The organism is Pseudomonas sp. QC2 (genome assembly GCF_002859085.1).
Classification (GTDB): Bacteria; Pseudomonadota; Gammaproteobacteria; order Pseudomonadales; family Pseudomonadaceae; genus Aquipseudomonas; species Aquipseudomonas petroselini.
The window spans coordinates 259,203-282,369 of record NZ_PKKS01000002.1 but is presented as its reverse complement, the minus strand read 5'-3'; the positions used below and the strand labels follow the sequence as shown (position 1 = coordinate 282,369).

Annotated in this window: 14 protein-coding genes and 1 pseudogene; 3 read left to right on the top strand and 12 right to left on the bottom strand. The window is 61.8% G+C overall.

Annotated features, from left to right (window positions below; all coding sequences use genetic code 11):
• Nucleotides 1-229: 229 nt before the first annotated feature.
• The 9 genes and pseudogenes from QCBJ_RS01500 to pilM all read right to left on the bottom strand — a co-directional run bounded on the left by QCBJ_RS01500 (nt 230) and on the right by pilM (nt 13,351).
• Nucleotides 230-1,648: an FAD-dependent oxidoreductase gene (locus tag QCBJ_RS01500; protein ID WP_012721819.1), complete on the bottom strand. Its 1,419-nt coding sequence runs from the start codon at nt 1,646-1,648 to the stop codon at nt 230-232.
• A gap of 32 nt (nt 1,649-1,680) precedes the next feature.
• Nucleotides 1,681-6,126, bottom strand: coding sequence for a glutamate synthase large subunit (gene gltB, locus QCBJ_RS01495; protein ID WP_102059983.1), 4,446 nt, complete (start codon nt 6,124-6,126; stop codon nt 1,681-1,683).
• A 351-nt stretch (nt 6,127-6,477) separates the two neighbouring features.
• On the bottom strand, nt 6,478-8,031 hold the full coding sequence (locus QCBJ_RS01485) for an SPOR domain-containing protein (protein WP_102059982.1): 1,554 nt from the start codon (nt 8,029-8,031) through the stop codon (nt 6,478-6,480).
• A 9-nt stretch (nt 8,032-8,040) separates the two neighbouring features.
• Nucleotides 8,041-9,141 (bottom strand): 3-dehydroquinate synthase, encoded by a 1,101-nt coding sequence (gene aroB / locus QCBJ_RS01480; RefSeq protein ID WP_012721816.1) that lies wholly within the window; start codon nt 9,139-9,141, stop codon nt 8,041-8,043.
• A gap of 125 nt (nt 9,142-9,266) precedes the next feature.
• Entirely contained in the window at nt 9,267-9,785 is a 519-nt protein-coding gene (gene aroK, locus QCBJ_RS01475) for a shikimate kinase AroK (protein ID WP_010213757.1), read from the bottom strand.
• A 4-nt stretch (nt 9,786-9,789) separates the two neighbouring features.
• Nucleotides 9,790-11,046: pseudogene (locus QCBJ_RS01470) on the bottom strand (type IV pilus secretin PilQ); the annotation flags it as partial.
• 138 nt (nt 11,047-11,184) lie between these two features.
• Complete coding sequence (locus QCBJ_RS01465) at nt 11,185-12,150, bottom strand: pilus assembly protein PilP (RefSeq protein ID WP_102059980.1); 966 nt, start codon at nt 12,148-12,150, stop codon at nt 11,185-11,187.
• Nucleotides 12,147-12,701 carry a PilN domain-containing protein gene (locus tag QCBJ_RS01460; RefSeq protein ID WP_012721814.1) on the bottom strand — a complete coding sequence of 185 codons (555 nt, stop codon included), beginning with the start codon at nt 12,699-12,701 and terminating at the stop codon, nt 12,147-12,149. Before QCBJ_RS01460 ends, QCBJ_RS01465 begins: the two co-directional genes overlap by 4 nt.
• Nucleotides 12,698-13,351: a type IV pilus assembly protein PilM gene (pilM, locus tag QCBJ_RS01455; RefSeq protein ID WP_043206113.1), complete on the bottom strand. Its 654-nt coding sequence runs from the start codon at nt 13,349-13,351 to the stop codon at nt 12,698-12,700. The genes QCBJ_RS01460 and pilM overlap by 4 nt, the downstream gene beginning before the upstream one ends.
• A gap of 220 nt (nt 13,352-13,571) precedes the next feature.
• Here pilM and QCBJ_RS01450 point away from each other — a divergent pair, with 220 nt between their 5' ends.
• Complete coding sequence (locus QCBJ_RS01450; RefSeq protein WP_370636104.1) at nt 13,572-16,031, top strand: penicillin-binding protein 1A; 2,460 nt, start codon at nt 13,572-13,574, stop codon at nt 16,029-16,031.
• A gap of 228 nt (nt 16,032-16,259) precedes the next feature.
• Here QCBJ_RS01450 and QCBJ_RS01445 read toward each other — a convergent pair whose 3' ends face one another.
• The 3 genes from QCBJ_RS01445 to rpmE form a co-directional block, all read right to left on the bottom strand.
• A complete protein-coding gene (locus QCBJ_RS01445; protein ID WP_102059979.1) occupies nt 16,260-17,528 on the bottom strand; it encodes a malic enzyme-like NAD(P)-binding protein in 1,269 nt (422 codons plus the stop codon).
• A 181-nt stretch (nt 17,529-17,709) separates the two neighbouring features.
• Nucleotides 17,710-18,516, bottom strand: a complete 807-nt coding sequence (locus tag QCBJ_RS01440) for a thermonuclease family protein (protein WP_046033859.1) — start codon at nt 18,514-18,516, stop codon at nt 17,710-17,712.
• A gap of 14 nt (nt 18,517-18,530) precedes the next feature.
• Nucleotides 18,531-18,764: a 50S ribosomal protein L31 gene (gene rpmE, locus QCBJ_RS01435; protein ID WP_005784030.1), complete on the bottom strand. Its 234-nt coding sequence runs from the start codon at nt 18,762-18,764 to the stop codon at nt 18,531-18,533.
• 226 nt (nt 18,765-18,990) lie between these two features.
• Here rpmE and QCBJ_RS01430 point away from each other — a divergent pair, with 226 nt between their 5' ends.
• Both QCBJ_RS01430 and argS read left to right on the top strand, forming a co-directional pair.
• Nucleotides 18,991-21,210: a primosomal protein N' gene (locus tag QCBJ_RS01430; RefSeq protein ID WP_102059978.1), complete on the top strand. Its 2,220-nt coding sequence runs from the start codon at nt 18,991-18,993 to the stop codon at nt 21,208-21,210.
• A gap of 219 nt (nt 21,211-21,429) precedes the next feature.
• A complete protein-coding gene (argS, locus tag QCBJ_RS01420; RefSeq protein WP_102059977.1) occupies nt 21,430-23,166 on the top strand; it encodes an arginine--tRNA ligase in 1,737 nt (578 codons plus the stop codon).
• The last annotated feature ends 1 nt before the right edge of the window (nt 23,167 follow it).

Below are 23,167 nucleotides of genomic sequence, written 5' to 3'. Positions count from 1 at the left end.
ACCATGCTGGCAGCCTTGAGCTTGAACTCACTCGAATAAGATTTACGCATATCCAAACACCTCAGATTTGGGCGCTATCATAGCGCCCGATTGAAGTGTCCAAAATCATTAGGCCAGTTCAGCTTGCCCCCGATTGCAGTGTGTCAGTCCCAGTATCTTTGACTGATACACCGCTATCGGGGGCAAGCCCCCTCCCACAGTTTGATCCCATTTCAACTTGAGATCAGGATCAGACCTGCAGGTAATCCAGGATCCCTTCAGCCGCATTGCGGCCTTCGAAGATCGCGGTCACCACCAAGTCAGAACCGCGCACCATATCGCCGCCCGCAAAAATCTTCGGGTTGCTGGTCTGGTGCTTGTACTTCCCTTGCTCCGGGGCAACCACGCGGCCCTGGCTGTCGGTCTGAATCTCGAACTGCTCGAACCATGGCGCCGGGCTTGGGCGGAAGCCGAAGGCGATGACCACGGCGTCGGCCGGGATGATCTCTTCGGAGCCGGGGATCGGCTCGGGGCTGCGACGGCCACGGGCGTCCGGTTCGCCAAGACGGGTCTCGACCACCTTCACGCCTTCAACGCGGTCTTCACCGACGATGGCAATCGGCTGGCGGTTATAGAGGAATTTCACGCCTTCTTCCTTGGCGTTCTTCACCTCTTTGCGCGAGCCCGGCATGTTGGCTTCGTCACGGCGATACGCACAGGTCACCGACTTGGCACCCTGGCGGATCGACGTACGGTTGCAGTCCATCGCGGTGTCACCACCGCCGAGTACCACGACCTTCTTGCCTTTCATGTCGACGAAGTCTTCCGGCGATTTTTCAAAGCCCAGGTTGCGGTTGACGTTGGCGATCAGGAAGTCGAGCGCGTCATACACACCCGGCAGGTCCTCACCGGCAAAGCCGCCCTTCATGTAGGTGTAGGTGCCCATGCCCATGAACACGGCATCGTATTCTTCAAGCAACTGCTCCATGGTGATGTCTTTGCCGATTTCGGTATTGAGGCGGAACTCGATACCCATGCCGGTGAACACTTCACGACGGTTGCTCAGTACGGTTTTTTCCAGCTTGAACTCGGGGATGCCGAAGGTCAGCAGGCCGCCGATTTCCGGGTTCTTGTCGAACACCACCGGGGTCACGCCGCCACGCACCAGTACGTCGGCACAGCCCAGGCCCGCCGGGCCCGCGCCGATGATCGCAACGCGCTTGCCGGTCGGCTTGACCTTGGACATGTCCGGACGCCAGCCCATGGCGAACGCGGTGTCGGTGATGTACTTCTCCACCGAACCGATGGTCACCGCGCCGAAGCCGTCGTTGAGGGTGCAGGCACCCTCGCACAGACGGTCCTGCGGGCACACCCGGCCGCAGACTTCCGGCAGGGTGTTGGTCTGGTGCGACAGCTCGGCGGCGGCGAGGATGTTGCCCTCGGCCACCAATTTCAGCCAGTTGGGAATGAAGTTGTGCACCGGGCACTTCCATTCGCAATACGGGTTACCGCACCCCAGGCAGCGGTGGGCCTGGTCGGCCGAGTGCTGGGGTTTGAAGGGTTCGTAGATCTCCACGAACTCTTTCTTGCGTTGACGCAACAGTTTCTTCTTCGGATCTTTGCGCCCGACATCGATGAACTGGAAGTCGTTATTCAGACGTTCAGCCATGTTAAAACCTCATCAAACTCTTCAGGCGCATATCACTGCGGGTTGGCACGGATGCTGGAAAGCAACGATTTCAGGTTGGCAGCCTTGGGCTTGACCAGCCAGAAACGACGCAGGTAATCATCGAGGTTCTCGGCGAGGTTACGACCCCATTCGCTGCCGGTCTCCTCGACGTACTCGTCCAGCACGTGCTGCAAGTGGTTCCGGTAGGATTCCATGGCTTCGCCGCTGATCCGCTGGATCTCGACCAACTCGTGGTTGACCTTGTCGACGAAAGTGTTGTCCTGGTCGAGCACGTAGGCGAAACCGCCGGTCATGCCCGAACCGAAGTTGTAACCGGTCTTGCCCAGTACTGCGACAAAGCCCCCGGTCATGTACTCACAGCAGTGATCGCCCGTGCCCTCCACCACGGTGTGGGCACCGGAGTTACGCACGGCGAAACGCTCACCGGCGGTACCGGCGGCGAACAGCTTGCCACCCGTGGCGCCGTACAAGCAGGTGTTGCCGATGATGGCACTGTCCTGGGTCTTGTAGACGCTGCCTTTAGGCGGAACGATCACCAGCTTGCCGCCGGTCATGCCCTTGCCCACGTAGTCGTTGGCGTCGCCTTCCAGGTACATGTGCAGGCCGCCGGCGTTCCACACGCCGAAGCTCTGCCCAGCGGTGCCCTTGAAGCGGAAGGTGATCGGCGCTTTCGCCATGCCCTGGTTGCCGTGCTTGCGCGCGATTTCGCCGGAGATGCGTGCACCGATGGAGCGATCGCAGTTGCAGATATCCAAGGCGAATTCGCCGCCGCTGGCGTCATTGATCGAGGAGCCGGCCATGTCGACCATCTTCTCGGCCAACAGGCCTTTGTCGAACGGTGGGTTGCGGTCAACCTGGCAGAATTGCGGCTTGTCGGCCGGGATGTGATCGCTGCCCAACAGCGGCGTCAGGTCCAGGTGATGCTGCTTGGCGGTCTGGCCTTCGAGGATGTCCAGCAGGTCGGTACGCCCGATCAGCTCTTCGAGGGAACGCACGCCCAGCTTGGCCAGCCACTCACGGGTTTCTTCGGCCACGTAGGTGAAGAAATTCACCACCATGTCGACGGTGCCGATGTAGTGATCCTTGCGCAGCTTCTCGTTCTGAGTGGCGACGCCGGTGGCGCAGTTGTTCAGGTGGCAGATGCGCAGGTATTTGCAGCCCAGGGCGATCATCGGTGCAGTGCCGAAGCCAAAGCTTTCGGCGCCGAGGATCGCGGCCTTGATCACGTCGAGGCCGGTTTTCAGGCCGCCGTCGGTCTGTACCCGAACCTTGCCGCGCAGGTCGTTACCGCGCAGGGTCTGGTGGGTTTCCGCCAGGCCCAATTCCCACGGTGCACCGGCGTACTTGATCGAGGTCAGCGGCGAAGCGCCGGTGCCGCCGTCGTAGCCGGAGATGGTGATCAGGTCGGCATAGGCCTTGGCCACACCGGCGGCGATGGTGCCCACGCCGGCTTCTGCTACCAGTTTCACCGAGACCAGGGCCTGCGGATTGACTTGTTTCAGGTCGAAAATCAGCTGCGACAAATCTTCAATCGAATAGATGTCGTGGTGCGGTGGCGGCGAAATCAGCGTCACGCCCGGCACTGCATAACGCAGCTTGGCGATCAGACCGTTGACCTTGCCGCCTGGCAGCTGGCCGCCTTCACCGGGCTTGGCGCCCTGGGCGACCTTGATCTGCAGCACTTCGGCGTTGACCAGGTATTCCGGGGTTACACCGAACCGGCCGGTCGCGACCTGCTTGATTTTCGAGCTCTTGATGGTGCCGTAGCGCGCCGGGTCTTCGCCGCCTTCGCCGGAGTTGGAACGCGCACCCAGGCGGTTCATGGCTTCGGCCAGGGCTTCGTGAGCCTCAGGCGACAAGGCACCCAGGGAAATGCCGGCGGAGTCGAAGCGCTTGAGGATCGATTCCAGCGGCTCGATTTCGCTGATAGCCAACGGCGTGTCCAGGGTTTTCACCTTGAACAGGTCGCGGATCATCGACACAGGGCGGTTATCCACCAGCGCGGTGTATTCCTTGAACTTGGCGTAGTCGCCCTGCTGCACGGCGGCTTGCAGGGTGCTGACCACGTCCGGGTTGTAGGCGTGGTATTCGCCACCGTGTACGAATTTGAGCAGGCCACCTTGCTGGATCGGCTTGCGCGCGCTCCAGGCTTCGGCTGCCAGGGCTTTCTGTTCGGCTTCGATGTCGACGAAACGCGCACCCTTGATGCGGCTCGGTACGCCACGGAAGCTCAGGTCGCACACTTCTTCAGACAGGCCGATGGCTTCGAACAGCTGTGCGCCACGGTAAGAGGTGACGGTGGAGATGCCCATCTTCGACAGGATCTTCAGCAGGCCCTTGGTGATGCCCTTCCGGTAGTTCTTGAACACCTCATAGAGGTCGCCCAGCACTTCACCGGTACGGATCAGGTCGCCCAGCACTTCGTAGGCCAGGAACGGGTACACAGCCGAGGCGCCGAAGCCGATCAACACCGCAAAGTGATGCGGGTCGCGGGCAGTGGCGGTTTCCACGAGGATGTTGGAGTCGCAGCGCAGGCCTTTTTCGGTCAGGCGGTGGTGCACTGCACCGGTAGCCAGCGACGCGTGGATCGGCAGCTTGCCCGGCACAATGTGACGGTCGGTCAGTACGATCTGGGTACGACCGGCGCGCACAGCTTCTTCGGCCTGGTCGGCGACGTTACGCACAGCGGCTTCAAGGCCGAGGCTCTCGTCGTAGTTCAGGTCGATGATCTGGCGGTCGAAGCCTGGGCGCTCCAGGGTCATCAGCGAGCGCCACTTGGCCGGCGAAATAACCGGCGAGCTGAGGATCACGCGAGAAGCGTGCTCAGGCGATTCCTGGAAGATGTTGCGCTCGGCACCGAGGCACACCTCCAGGGACATCACGATGGCTTCGCGCAGCGGGTCGATCGGTGGGTTGGTCACCTGGGCGAACTGCTGGCGGAAATAGTCGTACGGCGTACGCACGCGCTGGGACAGCACGGCCATTGGCGTGTCGTCGCCCATGGAGCCGACGGCCTCGTAGCCTTGCTCACCGAGCGGGCGCAGCACCTGGTCGCGCTCTTCGAACGTGACCTGGTACATCTTCATGTACTGCTTGAGCTGGTCGACGTCATAGAAAGCCGAACCGTGGTCATTGTCTTCCATGGTCGCCTGGATGCGCAGGGCGTTCTTGCGCAGCCATTGCTTGTACGGGTGACGGGACTTCAAGCGGTTGTCGATTGCGTCGGTGTCGAGGATCTGCCCGGTTTCGGTGTCCACGGCGAGGATCTGGCCAGGGCCTACGCGGCCTTTGGCGATGACGTCTTCGGGCTGGTAGTTCCACACGCCGATTTCCGACGCGAGGGTGATGAAGCCGTTGGTGGTGGTCACCCAACGCGCCGGGCGCAGACCGTTACGGTCGAGCAGGCACACCGCGTAGCGGCCGTCGGTCATGACCACACCGGCCGGGCCGTCCCACGGTTCCATGTGCATCGAGTTGTACTCGTAGAACGCACGCAGATCCGGGTCCATGGTTTCGACATTCTGCCACGCAGGCGGAATGATCATGCGCACGCCACGGAACAGGTCGATGCCGCCGGTGACCATCAGCTCGAGCATGTTGTCCATGCTGGAGGAGTCGGAGCCCACGCGGTTGACCAGCGGGCCGAGCTCTTCCAGGTCCATCAAGTCGTTGGCGAACTTGGTGCGACGGGCCACGGCCCAGTTGCGGTTGCCGGTGATGGTGTTGATCTCGCCGTTGTGGGCGAGGAAGCGGAATGGCTGGGCCAGCGGCCACTTCGGCAGGGTGTTGGTGGAGAAGCGCTGGTGGAACACGCAGATTGCGGTTTGCAGGCGCTCATCGCTCAGGTCTGGATAGAAGGCGGTCAAGTCCGCCGGCATCATCAGGCCTTTATAAATGATGGTCTTGTGGGAAAAGCTGCAGATGTAGTGTTCGGTGTCGGCGGCGTTGGACACCGACGAGCGACGACGGGAGGTGAACAGCTTGATCGCCATGTCCTGGTCGCTGAGGCCGTCGCCGGCGATGAACACTTGTTCGATCTGCGGCAGGCGCTCCAAGGCCAGGCGGCCGAGCACGCTGGTGTCGATCGGCACTTTGCGCCAGCCGACGAGTTGCAGGCCGGCAGCGAGGATCTCGCGGTTCATGTTCTCGCGAGCGGCTTCGGCTTTGACCGGGTCTTGGTTGAAGAACACCATGCCCACGGCGTACTGCTTGGGCAGGTCGGCCGCAAAGTGCTCTTTGGCGACAGCGCGCAGGAACAGGTCGGGCTTTTGAATCAGCAAGCCGCAACCGTCACCGGTCTTGCCGTCGGCGTTGATCCCACCGCGGTGGGTCATGCAGGTCAGGGCCTCGATGGCCGTTTGCAAAAGGGTATGACTGGGCTCGCCCTGCATATGGGCTATCAGGCCGAAACCGCAGTTATCCTTGAATTCATCGGGTTGGTACAGACCTGCTTTCATAGACACTTTCTCACCAGGCTGCCTCTTATACCGAGGCAAATTTCTTTTCAATTCAACCGGTTACCTTCCACGTCGAACGTACGCCGACTTAGCGGGGGCAAAAGGGAGGTCATTGTACACACCGACACAGACGCCCACAAATTTAGCGACGAAATGTCGCAAATCTATGTCGCATTTATGAAAGGTTTAAAGCGATATGCTGTGCTAGTCAAAACTTTTTTAATTCTGACCGCTACGACTCAAAAGCCACTGTGACGCAGACACCACAAAGCGCGCGGCCTGGAGGGGCTGCACGCCTTGCGATCTTTTTTGAGGTGCCGGGAGGGCGGCCTGGGTAAGGCCGCCGGATCTTCAGCGAGTTGCTGCCAGTTCTTGTTGAACGCTGGCGACAGTGCGAGGCCAAGGTTTACCAGCCTGAACCTTCGCTGGCAAGGCTTTGATGGCAGAATCAGCTGCAGCACGGCTGGAGAAGTTGCCGTAGGTGATCACGTAGAGAGGCTTGCCGTTGAGCACTTTCTTGAAATAACGGTACTCGCCGCCCTGCTCTTTCACGAACGCCTGGGCGTTGGCTTCGGAGCTGGTGCCGAGGATCTGCACCACGAAGTTGCCGGTAGGTTGGCTGGCGTACCAGCTGCTGCCAGCGGCGCCGGCTTTGGCGACAGTGGCGGCGGGTTTTTCAGCAGGCTTGGCCGCTGGCGCTGGCTTGGCGGCCGGTGCAGGGGCGACAGGCTTGGTAACCGGTGCCGGCTTCGCGGTGGCGACCGTTGGCGCAGGCGTTGGCTTGGCGGCTGGCTGACCCGCTGGCACGCCCGCAGGCGGTGCAGTCGTGGTCACGGTCGGCGGCGTGGCGCTGGAGCCTTCCACCGGCACACCGTCGTCACCTTCGGAGATACCACCGGCTTCTTCGGCGAGTGGGCCGCGCATCACAGGTTGGCCCACCATCGGCAGGCTGGTCGGTTGACCGGAGTTGGCAAATTCGACATTTGGCGTGGGCTTGCCCAGTGGCAACTGCGCCTGTTCGGTTGGCGCGCCGGCGGTCGTCGGTGCCTTGCTGCGGCCTGGGATCAACCAGGCGGCGGCGACAGCGACCACAACAACGGCGGAAATAGCCAATACGTGTTTCTTAGGCATCGTGAACCCCATCTTTGGACGCTTGACCGCAGTGCGGCTGGCAATCATGGCTTCGATCATGGCATCGCGGGCGACCTGGTTGATGGTGCCAGGCCAGCCGTCGGAGCTTTCGTGAATATCAGAGATCTGTTGAGCAGAGAAAAGTTCGATGCCCGCCCCTGCGCCTTCCAGGCGTTGAGCCAGGTATTCGCGGGTTTCTTCCTCTTCGTACGGCTGCAACTCGATAACGTGGAACAGCTCCTGCTCACCGCTGATCTGCTCCAGGTCGGCGATCAACGACGACTCACCAAACAGGAACACGTGCGGGCGACCTTCCGGCGTACCCGCCGCCAGCGCCAGCAGCGCTTCAAGGGCGGATTCGTCGAGCTGCTCGGCATCATCCACCAGCAGGTAGACTTCCTGGCCGGTCAGGCCCAGCTGCACGACCTGCTTGAGGATCGCGTTCGGCTCAGCGGTGGCCACCTCCAGCGCTTGGGCGACCTGGCGCAACACGCCCGCCGCATCACCGGCACCACGGGCCGACACCACCACGCTCTGTACCGACTGCTTGTTGGTGCTGGCCACCAAGGCCTGGCGCAGCAGGGTCTTGCCGCTGCCCAACGGGCCGGTCACGACCAGCAGCAGTTGGCTGTAGCGCGCCAGATGGTGCAACTGACCCAGCACCGGTTTGCGCTGGGCCGGGAAGAATTTGAAACCAGGCACCCGCGGAGCAAAAGGGTCGTGGCTTAACTGGTAGTGGCCGAGGAACGCCTCGTCGGCATGCAAACTAGTCATCGGGTCTTATTAACCTTTCAGCTGAGCCAGGGCGCGGTAATCCGCTCCCAGCGTGGCCTGTAAAATCTCTTTCGGATAATCGTCGGTCACGACCGCTTCGCCCATGTGGCGTAGCAGCACCAGTCGCAGTCGACCGTCGATCACTTTCTTGTCTATCGCCATATGTTCGAGGAAGTCCGCCTCGGTCATTTCCTCAGGCGGAATGACCGGCAAACCGGCGCGCTGGAACAGACGGATGCCACGATCACGCTCTTGGGCGCTGATCCAGCCCAGGCGCTGCGACATGTCCAATGCCATCACCGTGCCAGCCGCGACGGCCTCCCCATGCAACCACACACCATAGCCCATGTGCGTTTCGATCGCATGGCCGAAGGTGTGGCCCAGGTTCAAGGTGGCCCGTACACCGGACTCCCGTTCGTCGGCATTCACCACCAGCGCCTTGGCGGCACAGGAGCGCGAAATCGCCTCGGTGAGCGCCACTTGGTCGAGGTTGCGCAACGCATCCACGTGTTCTTCCAGCCAGGTCAGGAACGGCTCGTCGCAGATCAACCCGTACTTGATGACTTCCGCCAGGCCCGCCGACAACTCACGCGGTGGCAGGGTATTGAGGGTCGCGGTGTCGATCAGCACGGCTTGCGGCTGATAGAACGCACCGACCATGTTTTTGCCCAGCGGGTGGTTGATACCGGTCTTGCCGCCCACCGAAGAATCGACCTGGGACAGCAGGGTGGTCGGCACCTGGATAAAGTCCACGCCACGCTGGTAGCAGGCCGCTGCAAAGCCGGCCATGTCGCCGATCACACCGCCGCCCAGGGCGATCACGGTGGTGCGGCGGTCATGGCGAGCGGTGAGCAGGCCATCAAAAATCAGTTGCAGGGTTTCCCAGTTCTTGTGGGCTTCGCCGTCGGGCAAGATCACAGAAATCACTGAGTACGCCGCCAGGCTGCGGTTCAGACGCTCAAGATACAACGGCGCGACCGTTTCGTTGGAGATGATCGCCACTTGCCGCCCGGCAATATGCGGTGCGAGCAGCTCGGGTTGGTCCAACAGACCTTCGCCGATATGGATCGGGTAGCTGCGCTCGCCTAAATCGACCTTAAGTGTCTGCATGTGTCCCCGCGTTGAAGATGTATTGACGACCGGCAACGCCAAGCGCTGGCGTCACCTGATGGCTCTACGCCACACCCCACAGGGTGATAGCGCGCCGCCGAGAATAGCGCATTTCGGGCCTGGCTTTAACGGGGTGGCAGCCGTTGCAGGCGCTCAAGAATGTCGAGGACCACCATTCGAGGTGGCCGCTCATCGGTTTCTACCACCAGATCGGCGATTTCCCGATAGAGCGGATCACGCAAGGTGAGCAGGTCTCGCAAGGTTTTCTCCGGGTTGGCCGTACGCAGCAACGGACGATTGCGATCTCGGGCAGTGCGGCCCACCTGCTGCTCAACCGACGCATGCAGGTACACCACCCGACCACCGGCATGCAGCGCACGACGGTTTTCATCGCGCATCACTGCACCACCGCCCGTGGCCAATACCACGCCATCGCAGCCGCACAGCTCGGCGATCATCGCCTGCTCGCGGTCACGAAAGCCCAGCTCGCCTTCCTTATCGAAGATCCATGGGATATTGGCACCCGTGCGCAATTCAATTTCCTTGTCGGAATCTTTGAATGGCAGGCGCAGCTCTTTGGCCAGCAAACGGCCGATGGTGCTTTTTCCAGCCCCCATCGGTCCTACAAGAATCAAATTTCGCACAGAATCAACGACTCACAGCAATCGCCTGGTTATTCATAATACGCGGAGTCAGGAATACCAGCAGCTCGGATTTTTTCTCCGCCACCACATCGCGCCGGAAAAGGCGGCCAAGATACGGCACATCGCCCAAAAATGGCACTTTATCTACCACTTTGCTTTGGGTATTGGAGAAAACCCCGCCGATGACAATGGTCTCGCCGTCCTTGACCAACACCTTGGCGTTGACCTCGTTTTTCTTGATCGGCGGCACATCGTTGAGTTTGTTGAGGTAGTCAGGCTCATCCTTGGTGACCTTGACCTCCATGATCACCCGGTCGTCAGGGGTGATCTGCGGGGTGACTTCCAGCGACAACGAAGCCTCCTTGAAGGACACCGACGTGGCGCCACTGGAGCTGGATTCCTGATAGGGGATCTCGGTGCCCTTGAGGATGCGCGCGGTTTCCTTGTCAGACGTGACCACCTTGGGTTGCGAGACGATTTCACCGTTGCCGGTTTTCTCCATGGCGGTCAGCTCCAGGTCCAGCAGCAGGTTATCGGTGATAAAGGCGATGCCCAGGCCCGAGGTGCCCGTCAGCGAACCCAAGTCGACAAAGGGCGAACTGGGCGGGTTTTCCGGCGGTTCCGCGCCTTCAGGTTGAGGTTTGGGAATGCCGCCCGCGCCCCAGTTACCGCGGTTGAGTCGCCCACCCCAGCGTGCGCCCAGACTTTTGTCGTAATCGACATTGGCCTCGACAATCCGCGCCTCGATCATGACCTGGCGCACCGGAATATCCAGCTGTGCCACGATCCGCCGCAGCTCCTCCAAACGCTCCCCGGTCTGGTAGGCGATGATGTTGTTGGTGCGGTCATCGACGGCTACCGAACCACGCTCGTCGGTGACGCCCTCAAGGCCGGTGACCGACTGGAACAGTTTGGCCAAGTCGGCCGCTTTGGCGTAATTGACTTGCAGCAGCTCCCGCCGCAAGGGCGCCAGTTCAGCCATTTGCTTGCGCGACTCGAGGGTCAGCAGCTCACGCGCAGCCAACTCTTCGGCGGGCGCCACCAGCAATACGCCGGCCTTGACCCGCTTATCCAAGCCTTTGGCTTGCAGCACCAGGTCCAGCGCCTGGTCCCAGGGCACATCCTTGAGGCGCAGGGTGATCGAGCCCTGCACATCGTCGCTGGCGATCAGGTTGAGGCCCGCCACATCGGCAATTTGCTGCAGCGCGGTGCGCAGCTCGATGCTCTGGAAGTTGAGGTTAAGCCTGTCCCCTTTGTAGGCGCCCACTGTGGCGCTAGCGGGGGGCGGCAACTGGATCAGGTCTACGCGATTGGGCATAGCAACAGCCATCGGTGTCGTGAACGCTATCCATAGCGCCACACCGAAGGACGAGAAAGTCCTTTTCATTGTTTGATTCCGTTATGAGTTGACGTTTAACACGAGGGTTCGAGGGCGTTCCAGCCAGGCTCCCTGGCCATCAGGAAACAGTTCGACCAGTTCTATATAACGCTCATGAATGGCCGTGACCCGGCCATGGTCCGGCCCCAAATAGTCACCGACCGCCAGGCGATGCACCTTGGATGCGGCACGCAGCAGGGCAAAAGCCTGCAGCCCACGGGACAGCGTGCCGACCATCTGGAACTGTTCCACCGCAAGGCTTTCCAGGGCTCCGCGCGGCCGGCCGAGGTCCGGCGCACGGGCTGGCCGACCAGGGACATGATCGACTTGAACGGCAAGCCGCCGGAACGGGTCGCGTAAGCCGCTGATATTGTAGGCAAAGGGCTGCCTCCGCTGGACCTGCCCAGCCACCCCGCCGCCTTGCCGCCAGTAGGCCTTGGCCAGCAGATCGAGGCGCACCAGCGTGCCCTCACGCCGTAGGGTAAGGTCGTGCACCGTGGCGATTCGCGGCAGGCTACCCAGGCTGCTCAGGAACATTGCCTGGTCGTGATAAGCCCCGGTCAAACCGATCTGCACCGGCTGCTCGTGATAGAACGACCGAGGCTGCTCATCCAGCGGAGTGACACTCTCGACCAGCAAACCATTGGCCAACGCCAAGCCAGCGATGTCTTCCAGCAAGCCGGGCATTTCGGACGCTCCAGGCAGCGCCTGAAAAAGCTCATCGGCTGTCGACTGCATCAGCTGGAGCTGTTGCGTGCGTGCCTCAAGGCTGGCGGCCAGGACTGTCTTCTGTGTGACGTGCTGCTGCAGGGCCACTTCCCGCGCCTCGACCTGGCGCAACCGCTCCCGCGAAGGGCTCAGGTACACAAGGTCGCCCACCACAAACACCACGCCCGCCAGTGCACAGCCCAACAGGGCCTTGCCAGGTAGGGGCCATTTCGCAGCGTTGTGAGTGAGTGCAGAAAGAGTGAGCCTTGGCAGGCTCAAGGTTGAGCCCCGGAGGACTGGCCCTGGCGCACCATCAGCTGGAATTCGTTGTTGCCGCGTGCGCCATCCGTTCGCACCTGTTGCAACCGAGTGGAATGGGCACCTTGCGCCGCCTCCAGGCGGCGCATCAACTGGGCGATGTCCTGGCTGGATTCGGCGCTGCCGCTGATACTCACCGTATCGCCCTTCGCCACCACTTCGTGCAGGTGCACCCCGTCGGGTACCGCGCGCGCCAACTGATCCAACAGTTGAGCACCGGATGAGCGGGCATCGTGCAGGTCTTGCACGACCTTCATGCGCTGCGCCAATTGCTGGCTTTGCTCCTGCAGGTCGTCGATGGTCTTGATACGCGAATCCAGGCCAGCGATGTCCTTGCCCAGATGGTCATTGCGGGTCACCTGCCGGTCAATCGCCTGGTCGATCACCTGGTCCGCCAGCCATACGGCGGCGAGCGCGGCGCAGGCGAACGCCAGCAAAAACGCCAGCCAATACTTGCGTCGCCGCTCTGCCAGCGCCTGGCGCCATGGCAATAGGTTGATTCGTGTCTTCAAGCGAAACTCCTCAGGGCCAGCCCGCAAGCAATTCCCATCCCTTGGGCATCCACGGCCCATTGTGCACCATCGACTCGATGGCCCGGCGTGAAGCTGGCGAAATCCTGACTGCAAGCGCGCGCCAATGCAAACGCTTCGACGTCGACCACCCTCGGCACCAACCCGGCCAGGGCCAGAACGGCTTGCCGCGCTTCCACCTGTTCTTTCAGGCACGCGGCCAGCAGTACCTCGACACGGCCTGGATTTAGGGCTGTTGGCCCGCGCACTTGAAAGTCGATAGCCACGTCATCCAGTGGATAAGGAATGTACTGGTCCGCCTCCATCTGGATCATCCAGGTCATCTCATCGTCAGTGAGCCCGGCCTCCATCTCGATCATCCGCGTGATCACCGAAGGCCCGGCCACGGCAGCCGCAGCGCCACGGGCCGACGTCGACAACCGCGACAACGCGCTGCGCAGGGCGCGTGCCACACCGTCGAGATCGAGGAATGTGCCGTCGACCACCGCGTGCGCAGGCAGTGCCTGCGTGACGTAGCCCTGAACGCTGTAGCCTGAAGTGCAGCGGCCCAACTCGACCAGCCGTATGGCCGTGTCATTGATGTCGACACCCAGAAGCGTGTCGACTTTGCGCGTGAAAAATCCCTTTCCCATAAAACTCCCCAACACTTTGTCTGTCATACCGCCTGATTGCCGCCGGGCGCCATGCATTCGGTCGACTTGTTGAACAGGCGCGAATGACGCCCGAAGTCGAAAAATGCTTTAATGCCCAGCGTTTTTTCCCGCTTTTATCTGCAGCTCGGGTCGATCCATCGTTTGCCATGCATGCCCCGACGCCTAACTCATTCTTTTCTCTGGAAATCCAAAAGCCTTGATTCGTCTGCTGAAGTTTTTCGGGTACTCCATTGTCGCCATCGTTTGCGGGCTGCTGCTCGTGCTCAGCGGGGCCTACCTCTACCTTAGTCCGGGTTTGCCCTCCGTAGAGGCCCTCAGAAGTATCCAGTTGCAGATTCCTTTGCGGGTCTACAGCAGCGATGAAAAACTGATCGCGGAGTTCGGCGAAATGCGCCGCACACCGATCCGTTTTGCCGATATTCCGCCCAATTTCATCAGCGCCCTGCTCTCGGCCGAAGACGATAATTTTGCCAACCACTATGGCGTCGACCCCAGCAGCCTGGTGCGTGCGGCGACACAATTGGTAAAAAGCGGACACATTCAATCCGGCGGCAGCACCATCACCATGCAGGTGGCGAAGAACTTCTTCCTCACCAGCGAGCGCAGCTTTTCGCGCAAGGCCACCGAGATCCTCCTGGCACTGCAGATCGAACGTCAGCTGACCAAGGACGAGATCCTCGAGCTGTACGTGAACAAGATCTACCTGGGCAACCGCGCCTACGGAATCGAGGCGGCCTCCCAGGTCTACTATGGCAAGTCCATCCGTGACGCCAGCCTGGCGCAGATGGCCATGATTGCCGGCCTGCCCAAAGCGCCATCGCGCTTTAACCCACTGGCCAACCCGGCCCGCAGCAAAGAACGTCGCGACTGGATCCTGGGCCGCATGTACAAGCTGGGCAAAATCGACCAGGCCGCTTACGAAAGCGCCGTGGCCGAGCCTTTGAACGCCAGCTACCACGTGCCGACGCCGGAAGTGAACGCCCCTTATATCGCCGAGATGGCGCGTGCCGAGATGGTCGGCCGTTACGGCAGCGAGGCCTACACAGAAGGCTTCCGCGTGACCACCACCGTACCGAGCAACTTGCAGGACATCGCCAATGAGGCGGTGCATTCAGGCCTCATCACCTACGACCAGCGCCACGGTTACCGTGGCCCTGAATCGCGCCTGCCGGGCAAAACGCTGAGCGCCTGGACCACAGAGCTTGGCAAACAACGCCCGATCAGCGGCCTGGAGCCGGCCATCGTCACCCAGGTGAAGAAAGATGGCGTGCAGGTGCTGACCCGTACCGGCGAAGCCCATGTGGCGTGGGACAGCATGAAATGGGCGCGCCCTTTCCTGAATACCAACAGCATGGGCGCGATGCCTAAGCAGCCGTCGGACGTGGCGCAAGTGGGCGATCTGATCCGCGTACAACGCCAGAAGGACGACAGCCTCAAATTCAGCCAGGTGCCACTGGCCCAAGGCGCGCTGGTTTCGCTGGACCCACAGAATGGTGCAATCCGCGCCCTGGTCGGCGGCTTCGCGTTTGAGCAAAGCAACTACAACCGTGCGACCCAGGCCAAGCGCCAGCCAGGCTCGAGCTTCAAGCCGTTCATCTACAGCGCCGCACTGGACAACGGCTACACCGCCGCCAGCCTGGTCAACGATGCGCCTATCGTGTTTGTCGACGAGTACCTGGACAAGGTCTGGCGCCCGAAGAACGACACCAACACCTTCCTCGGCCCGATCCGCATCCGTGAGGCGCTGTACAAGTCGCGTAACCTGGTGTCGATCCGCTTGCTGCAGGCCATGGGCGTGGGCAAGACCATCGATTACATGACGCGCTTTGGCTTCGCCAAGTCGGACCTGCCGCCGAACCTGTCCCTGGCCTTGGGTACGGCGACCCTTACACCGATGGAAATCGCCACCGGCTGGAGCACGTTTGCCAACGGCGGCTACAAGATCGCTCCGTATCTGATCGACAAGATCGAAAGCCGCAACGGCGACACCCTGTTCACGGCCAACCCCCCGCGCGTGCCGGGTGATGTGGTCAACGGCGTGGCGGCGACTGATGGCCTGGCAGCCCCGAGCAACGGAGGCATCACCATCGAGCCGACCCCAGGCACAACGCCTGCGGCCAACGGCACGCCGGCTGAGCCCCAGACGCCTGCCGTCGCCGAGCGCATCGTCGACGGCCGTACCACTTACATCCTCAACAGCATCCTGGAAGACGTCATCAAGAAAGGTACCGGCCGCCGCGCACTGGCGCTGAACCGTCCGGACATCGCCGGCAAGACCGGTACCACCAACGAGTCCAAGGACGCCTGGTTCTCCGGCTACAACGCCGACTACGTGACCACCGTATGGACCGGTTATGACCAGCCGGAAAGCCTGGGCCGCCGCGAGTTCGGGGGCACCGTCGCACTGCCGATCTGGATGAGCTACATGGGCGCGGCCTTGAAGGACAAGCCGCCGCACACGCAGCCTGAGCCGGAAGGCATCCTCAGCCTGCGCATCGACCCGGTCAGCGGCCGCGCGGCCTCGCCAAGCACGCCGAATGCGTACTTCGAACTGTTCAAGAGCGAAGACACGCCGCCATCGGTCAATGAGCTGGGCAATGGCGTTGCGCCAGGCAGCCCACTGCCGGCGGACGAGGCGGCGCCGATCGATTTGTTCTGACCTGTAGTGAGCGGGCTTGTCGAGTCGTCGCACCGCCCGCGCTGGGTGGCGAAGCCGCCCTAATCCAGGCACCGAGTTTCTCCAGTTGGAACCAAGTGTCAGTTTTGGGGCGGCTTCGCCACCCGGCGCGGGGCAAGCCCGCTCACTACAAGGCCATCGGCGAACACCACACAGCAAAAAGCCCCGACTCGTGAGAGCCGGGGCTTTTTGTTGGTGCGCTACAACGGCTTAGCCGTTGAACACATCATCCACGCTTTGCAGCGGGTAGTTTTTCGGATACGGCAGGGTGGCCACACCGGTCTCGATGGCGGCTTTGGCCACGGCATCGGAGATCAGGGTGATCAGGCGCTTATCCATTGGTTTCGGGATGATGTACTCACGACCGAATTCCAGCTTGGCGCCACCGTAGGCATCGCACACATCCTGAGGCACCGGCAGCTTGGCCAGTTCGCGCAGGGCGTTGGCGGCCGCCACTTTCATCTCTTCGTTGATGCGCTTGGCGCGAACGTCCAGGGCGCCACGGAAGATGAACGGGAAGCCCAGTACGTTGTTGACCTGGTTCGGGTAGTCCGAACGGCCGGTGGCCATGATCACGTCGTTACGGGTGGCGCGTGCCAGTTCCGGGGCGATTTCCGGATCAGGGTTCGAGCAGGCGAACACGATCGGGTTGGCCGCCATGGACTTCAGGCCTTCGGCGCTCAGCAGGTTCGGACCGGACAGGCCGACGAACACGTCGGCACCGTTCAGGGCGTCAGCCAGGGTGCGCTTGGAGGACGGGTGGGCAAACATCGCCTTGTACTGGTTCAGGTCGGTACGCTCGGACTGGATCACGCCCTTGCTGTCGACCATGTAGATGTTTTCCAGCTTGGCGCCCATGCTGACAATCAGCTTCATGCAAGAGATGGCTGCAGCGCCGGCGCCCAGGCAGACGATCTTGGCATCAGCCAGGGTCTTGCCGGCGATTTCCAGGGCGTTGATCATGCCGGCCGCGGTAACGATCGCGGTGCCGTGCTGGTCATCGTGGAATACCGGAATGTCGCACTGTTCGATCAGGGCCTTTTCGATCTCGAAGCACTCAGGTGCCTTGATGTCTTCCAGGTTGATGCCACCGAAGGTGATGGAAATGCGCTTGACCGTGTCGATGAAAGCCTGCGGGCTTTCGGAGTCGACTTCGATGTCGAAAACGTCGATGCCGGCAAAGCGCTTGAACAGCACGCCCTTACCTTCCATCACCGGCTTGGAAGCCAATGGGCCGAGGTTACCCAGGCCGAGAATCGCGGTGCCATCGGAAATCACTGCAACCAGGTTGCCTTTGCCGGTGTACTTGTACGCCAGTTCAGGGTCGCGGGCGATTTCACGTACGGGCTCGGCAACACCAGGGCTGTAGGCCAGCGACAGGTCGCGGGCGGTAGCAGTGGCCTTGGTGAGCTCTACACTCAGCTTTCCTGGACGAGGATGGGCATGATATTCGAGAGCGGCAGTTTTCAAATCAGACATATCGGCATTCCGCTTTTACTGTTGGTCGACGGACCGCCGAGGATACGCGTGTCGTAAAGTCCCTACAAGACTGGGCAGTCACAGGTGTCAAGGCCCCAAAGCGCCGTACTTTGGTCTAAGGCCACGGGATACAAGGGCTTAACTGTTCACAATCGACGAAAAAAATGTCTACAATTTTTTCTTATTCAGTCGATTTAAGCATGCTGGGATCGGTCAGCGGCAACAGCCAGCGGGCCTGGTCGTTTTTCAGGCCGCCACGCTCAGCACGGTCCTGCACCCAGCCACGCGCCTCAATTGTCTTACCTTGCAGGCCACTGAGCCATGCGGCGTCGAATTGGCGGACGAGGTCGGGTGCAATGCGTAATACCAGTGCCCCCTGCAATTCGATCCAGATTCCGCCGCGATTGCGCTCGATCTTGCTTACCCGCCCGCTGACCAAGGCAAAGCCGGATTGCTTGAGTTGCGCCACATTTTGCACGGGTGATTGCCGCCAAAGACCCAGCCGCGCCTTGCGGGCAGCGTTTTCGGCAGCCTGCTGGCAAGCGACGAGATCGACATTGGGCGCAACACCTACTTGAAACCCCAGCCCCTGGGCCAGCAGTTGTGCTTCCAGGTTCTCACCATCAGCGCTGTAGAGGTGAGCCAACGTTCGGCCGTAACGGTCCTTGCTCTCGCGGCCCGGCACCAGCCCGACACGGTGGTTGCTGGCATCCACCAAGGCCTGCAAATGCTGGCGGGCAGCGACGGCATAGGGCTCATCGGAGCGGCCACGCTTGCCGGTTTCCGGTGCATTGAGACCAATCATCCGCACGCTGCGACCATCCTTGAGGCGCACCGTGTCGCCATCCACCACGCGCTGCACCTCCACCTGGGCCAGGGCGGCCGGAGCGGGGCAAAACACCTCGGCCTGGGCGACTGAAAGCCAAATCCCAGGCATAAAAAAGGCGCCCGCGAGGGACGCCTTTTTCAACAGCTTGCAAAAGCCCATAAGGCTTTTGAGCCTTACTCTGCTGGAGTAGCAGCAGGCTTCTTGCCGAAAGCACCAAAGCGATCTGCGAAGCGCTGTACACGGCCGCCGGTGTCCAGAGTTTTCTGCTTACCGGTGTAGAACGGGTGGCACTCGTTGCATACGTCAGTACCCAGTGGCTTGCACAGGTTCGAACGGGTTTCGAACTTGTTGCCGCAGCTGCAGGTGACTTCGATGGTTTCGTACGCTGGATGGATATCGGCTTTCATGGCACTTCCTCGGGCTAGCGTGCCGCCACTCGACACTATTGTCGAATACCGCACGTAATTAGGCCGCGGATTCTACCAGACCTTTTCAATCGCGCAAGCGGCGACACTATTTGCTTGTAAAGATAAAAGCACCTTTCATCAGAAAAGCGCGGCATACCCAAGCCACCCCTCGTCTGCTAGGCTCGCGCCCCTGCGCCACCGCCTGCCTTTATATGAGACCCCTCGCGTGCCCGACGCCATATTGCGCCTAGCCCTGCCCTCGCCCCTGCGTCGCCTGTTCGATTACCGGGCCCCTGCCGGCGTGCTGCGGGCGCAGTTGCAGCCGGGCATGCGCGTGCGCGTACCGTTCGGGCGCCGAGAGATGATCGGCATCCTGGTAGAAATCGCCGATCACAGCGAAGTGCCGGCCGAGAAACTCAAGCCGGCCTTGGCGATCCTCGACGCCACCCCACCGCTGCCACCCGCGCTGTTCAAGCTGTGCCTGTGGACCGCCCAGTATTACCAGCACAGCCTGGGCGACACCTTGAGCTGGGCGCTGCCGGTGCTGCTGCGCCAGGGCGAACTGGCCGAAGCGCGCCAGGAACGCTTCTGGTCGATGGTCCCCGGGGCGCGACTCGACGACCCGCGCATCGCCCGCGCGCCGCGCCAGCGTGAAGCCTTGGCCACATTGGCGCAGCACCCCCATGGCGTGGCTCACCAGCTATTAAGCAAGCTGATGCTGAGCAAAGACAGCCTCGACCTGCTGTTGGCCAAAGGCATGGTGCAGGTGGAAATCCGCAAGCACGCCCCCGATGCCCGTCACGAACACTGGCTGGCGCAACCGGAACTGCCGCTGAACCCCGAACAACGCGCCGCCTATGAGGCGATTCGCGCCGGCTTCGACAGTTTCCACGCCTTCCTGCTGGCCGGCGTCACCGGCAGCGGCAAGACCGAAGTCTATCTGCAGTTGATCCGCGAAACCCTGCAGGCCGGCAAACAGGCGCTGGTGCTGATCCCCGAGATCAACCTGGGCCCGCAGACCCTGGCGCGCTTCGAACAGCGCTTCAACGCACGCATCGCGCTGGTGCACTCGGCGGTCAACGACCGTGAACGCCTGGAGTCCTGGCTGGCCGCGCGAGATGGCGACGCCGACATTATTATCGGCACCCGCTCGGCCCTGTTTACGCCGATGAAAAACCCCGGACTGATCATCATCGACGAGGAGCATGACGGCTCCTACAAGCAGCAGGAAGGCCTGCGCTACCACGCCCGCGACCTCGCACTGGTGCGCGCACGCCAGGAAGACATCCCGATTGTGCTGGGTTCGGCCACGCCGTCCCTGGAAAGCCTGCACAACGCCTACACCGGCCGTTACGGCCTCCTGCGCCTGAACGAGCGGGCGGGCGGCGCCAAGCAGCCACGTTTCCTGCGCCTGGACGTCAAAAGCCGCCCGCTGGACAGCGGCATTTCCGGTCCGATGCAACAAGCCATCGGCCAGACCCTCGCCGCCGGCCAGCAGGTGTTGGTGTTTCTCAATCGCCGAGGCTTTGCGCCGACCTTACTGTGTCATGACTGTGGCTGGATGTCCGAATGCGAGCGCTGCGATGCGCGCATGACCGTGCACCAGCGCCATGGCGAGTTGCGCTGCCACCATTGCGGCCATGTGGAACGGGTGCCGCGTCACTGCCCGCAGTGCGGCAAGGTTGACCTGCGACCGGTAGGCGCAGGGACCGAACGGGCCGAAGAACGCCTGGGCATTCTGTTCCCAGACTACCCGGTACTGCGCGTCGACCGCGACAGCACGTCGCGCAAGGACGCGATGAACCAATTGTTCGCCACCATCCAGAAAGGCCAGCCGTGCATCCTGATCGGCACGCAAATGCTTGCCAAAGGGCACCACTTTCCACGAGTGACGCTGGTATCGATCCTGGATGCCGATGGCGGGCTGTTCTCCGGGGATTTTCGCGCCAGCGAACGCATGGCACAGTTGATCGTCCAGGTCGCCGGCCGCGCGGGCCGCGCCGAAGAGCCAGGCCGGGTGATTATCCAGACGCACCTGGCCGACCACCCACTGCTGATCCAACTGACGGAACAAGGCTACTTTGCCTTCGCCGAACAGGCGCTCAGCGAACGCCGCGCCGCCGGCCTGCCGCCGTTTTCCCACCTGGCCTTGCTGCGCGCCGAGGCCCACAAACCGGGGCAAGCAGAGAGCTTTCTGGATGAAGCGTGCAGCGCCGCCGAACGGTTGCTCGCCGAACTGGGTCTGAGCGGCATCGAACTGCTCGGCCCGGTGCCCGCGCCCATGGAGCGCCGCGCCGGGCGCTATCGGGCTCAGCTACTCTTGCAGGCAACCTCGCGCGCGCCCCTGCATCGGCTATTAAGTAGCTGGTTGCTTGCCCTGGAGCAAATGCCCAGCGGCCGACAGGTGAGATGGTCGCTGGACGTTGACCCGGTAGACCTTTATTGAATTGCCCTTGTGGCGAGGGAGCTTGCTCCCGCTGGGGTGCGAAGCGGCCCCAACGATTTTGGGAGTGCTCCGCACTCCAGCGGGAGCAAGCTCCCTCGCCACAGGTTAATCGTCTGTGAAGGTCCGACGAAGGTTGGCAAGCCCGCCCTCGCCACGGATAATGCCCAGTTTTTCCACCTGCGCATCGCGCGCCGCCGCTTGCGGTCGAAAGAGAACACCATGAAAGACACCATTCGCCAGCTGATCCAACAAGCCCTCACCCAACTCGTCAACGAAGGTGTGTTGCCTGAAGGCCTGACGCCGGCGATCCAGGTGGAAAACACCCGCGACAAGACCCACGGCGACTTCGCCAGCAACATCGCGATGATGCTGTCCAAGCCTGCTGGCATGAAACCGCGCGACCTGGCGGAAAAAATCATCGCTGCGCTGCCTGTCGACGAGCGTGTGACCAAGGCCGAAATCGCCGGCCCAGGTTTCATCAACTTCTTCCAGAACACCCAGGCGTTGGCCGGCCGTCTCGACGCGGCCCTGGCCGATGCCCGCGTGGGCGTGCGCAAGGCCGGTCCGGCCCAGCGCACCGTGGTCGACTTGTCGGCGCCTAACCTGGCCAAAGAGATGCACGTTGGCCACTTGCGTTCGACCATCATCGGCGACGGCGTGGCCCGGGTATTGGAGTTCCTCGGTGATGAGGTCGTCCGCCAGAACCACGTGGGCGACTGGGGCACGCAGTTCGGCATGCTGATGGCCTACCTGCAGGAAAACCCGATCACCAGCGACGAACTGTCGGACCTGGAAAACTTCTACCGCGCCGCCAAGAAACGTTTTGACGAGTCGGAAGCGTTCGCCGACCGCGCCCGCGGCCTGGTCGTCAAGCTGCAAGCCGGTGATGCCGAATGCCTGGCACTGTGGACCAAGTTCAAAGACATTTCGCTGTCCCACTGCCAGAAGATCTACGAACTGCTCAACGTCAAGCTGACCATGGCCGATGTGATGGGCGAGAGCGCCTACAACGACGACCTGATCAACGTGGTCAATGACTTGAAGGCAGCGGGCATGTTGGTCGAGAGCAACGGCGCCCAGTGCGTGTTCCTCGACGAATTCAAGAACGCCGACGGCGAGCCGCTGCCGGTGATCATCGTCAAGGCCGATGGCGGCTACCTCTACGCCACCACCGACCTGGCCGCCGTGCGCTACCGCAGTGGCACGCTCAAGGCTGACCGCGCCCTGTACTTCGTCGACCAGCGCCAGGCCCTGCATTTCCAGCAAGTGTTCGCCGTGGCGCGCAAGGCCGGTTTCGTGACCCACCCGATGGACATGGAACACATGGGCTTCGGCACCATGAACGGCGCCGATGGCCGCCCGTTCAAGACCCGTGACGGCGGCACCGTAAAGCTGATCGACCTGCTGACCGAAGCCCAGGAACGGGCCTACACCCTGGTGAAGGAGAAGAACCCTGAGCTGGCCGAGGCTGACCTGCGCAACATCGCCCGCGTGGTGGGCATTGGTGCGGTGAAATACGCCGACCTGTCCAAGCACCGCACCAGCGACTACAGCTTCAACTTCGACCTGATGCTCAACTTCGAAGGCAACACCGCGCCGTACCTGCTGTACGCCTACACCCGCGTGGCCGGCGTGTTCCGCAAGCTGGGCAAGGACTTCAGTGAAGTCGAAGGCCAGATCGACCTGCAAGCGCCGCACGAACAGGAACTGGCCGCCAAGCTCGCGCAATTTGGCGAAGTGCTGAACAGCGTGGGTGAAAAAGGCACGCCGCATATCCTCTGCACCTACCTGTACGAAGTCGCCGGCCTGTTCTCCAGCTTCTACGAGAACTGCCCGATCCTCACCGCCGACGACGAAGCCCAGAAGCAAAGTCGCCTGCGCCTCGCCGCACTGGCTGGACGGACCCTCAAGCAAGGCCTGGAATTGTTAGGCCTGGAAACCCTGGAGCGTATGTAAG

What these genes read in the sequence shown, in the direction of transcription:
- pilM (WP_043206113.1), bottom strand. Translation starts at nt 13,351, where the DNA reads ATGGGAAAGGGATTTTTCACGCGCAAAGTCGACACGCTTCTGGGTGTC.
- argS (WP_102059977.1), top strand. Translation starts at nt 21,430, where the DNA reads ATGAAAGACACCATTCGCCAGCTGATCCAACAAGCCCTCACCCAACTC.
- rpmE (WP_005784030.1), bottom strand. Translation starts at nt 18,764, where the DNA reads ATGAAAGCCGATATCCATCCAGCGTACGAAACCATCGAAGTCACCTGC.
- QCBJ_RS01445 (WP_102059979.1), bottom strand. Translation starts at nt 17,528, where the DNA reads ATGTCTGATTTGAAAACTGCCGCTCTCGAATATCATGCCCATCCTCGT.
- aroB (WP_012721816.1), bottom strand. Translation starts at nt 9,141, where the DNA reads ATGCAGACACTTAAGGTCGATTTAGGCGAGCGCAGCTACCCGATCCAT.
- QCBJ_RS01440 (WP_046033859.1), bottom strand. Translation starts at nt 18,516, where the DNA reads ATGGGCTTTTGCAAGCTGTTGAAAAAGGCGTCCCTCGCGGGCGCCTTT.
- QCBJ_RS01500 (WP_012721819.1), bottom strand. Translation starts at nt 1,648, where the DNA reads ATGGCTGAACGTCTGAATAACGACTTCCAGTTCATCGATGTCGGGCGC.
- QCBJ_RS01485 (WP_102059982.1), bottom strand. Translation starts at nt 8,031, where the DNA reads ATGACTAGTTTGCATGCCGACGAGGCGTTCCTCGGCCACTACCAGTTA.
- gltB (WP_102059983.1), bottom strand. Translation starts at nt 6,126, where the DNA reads ATGAAAGCAGGTCTGTACCAACCCGATGAATTCAAGGATAACTGCGGT.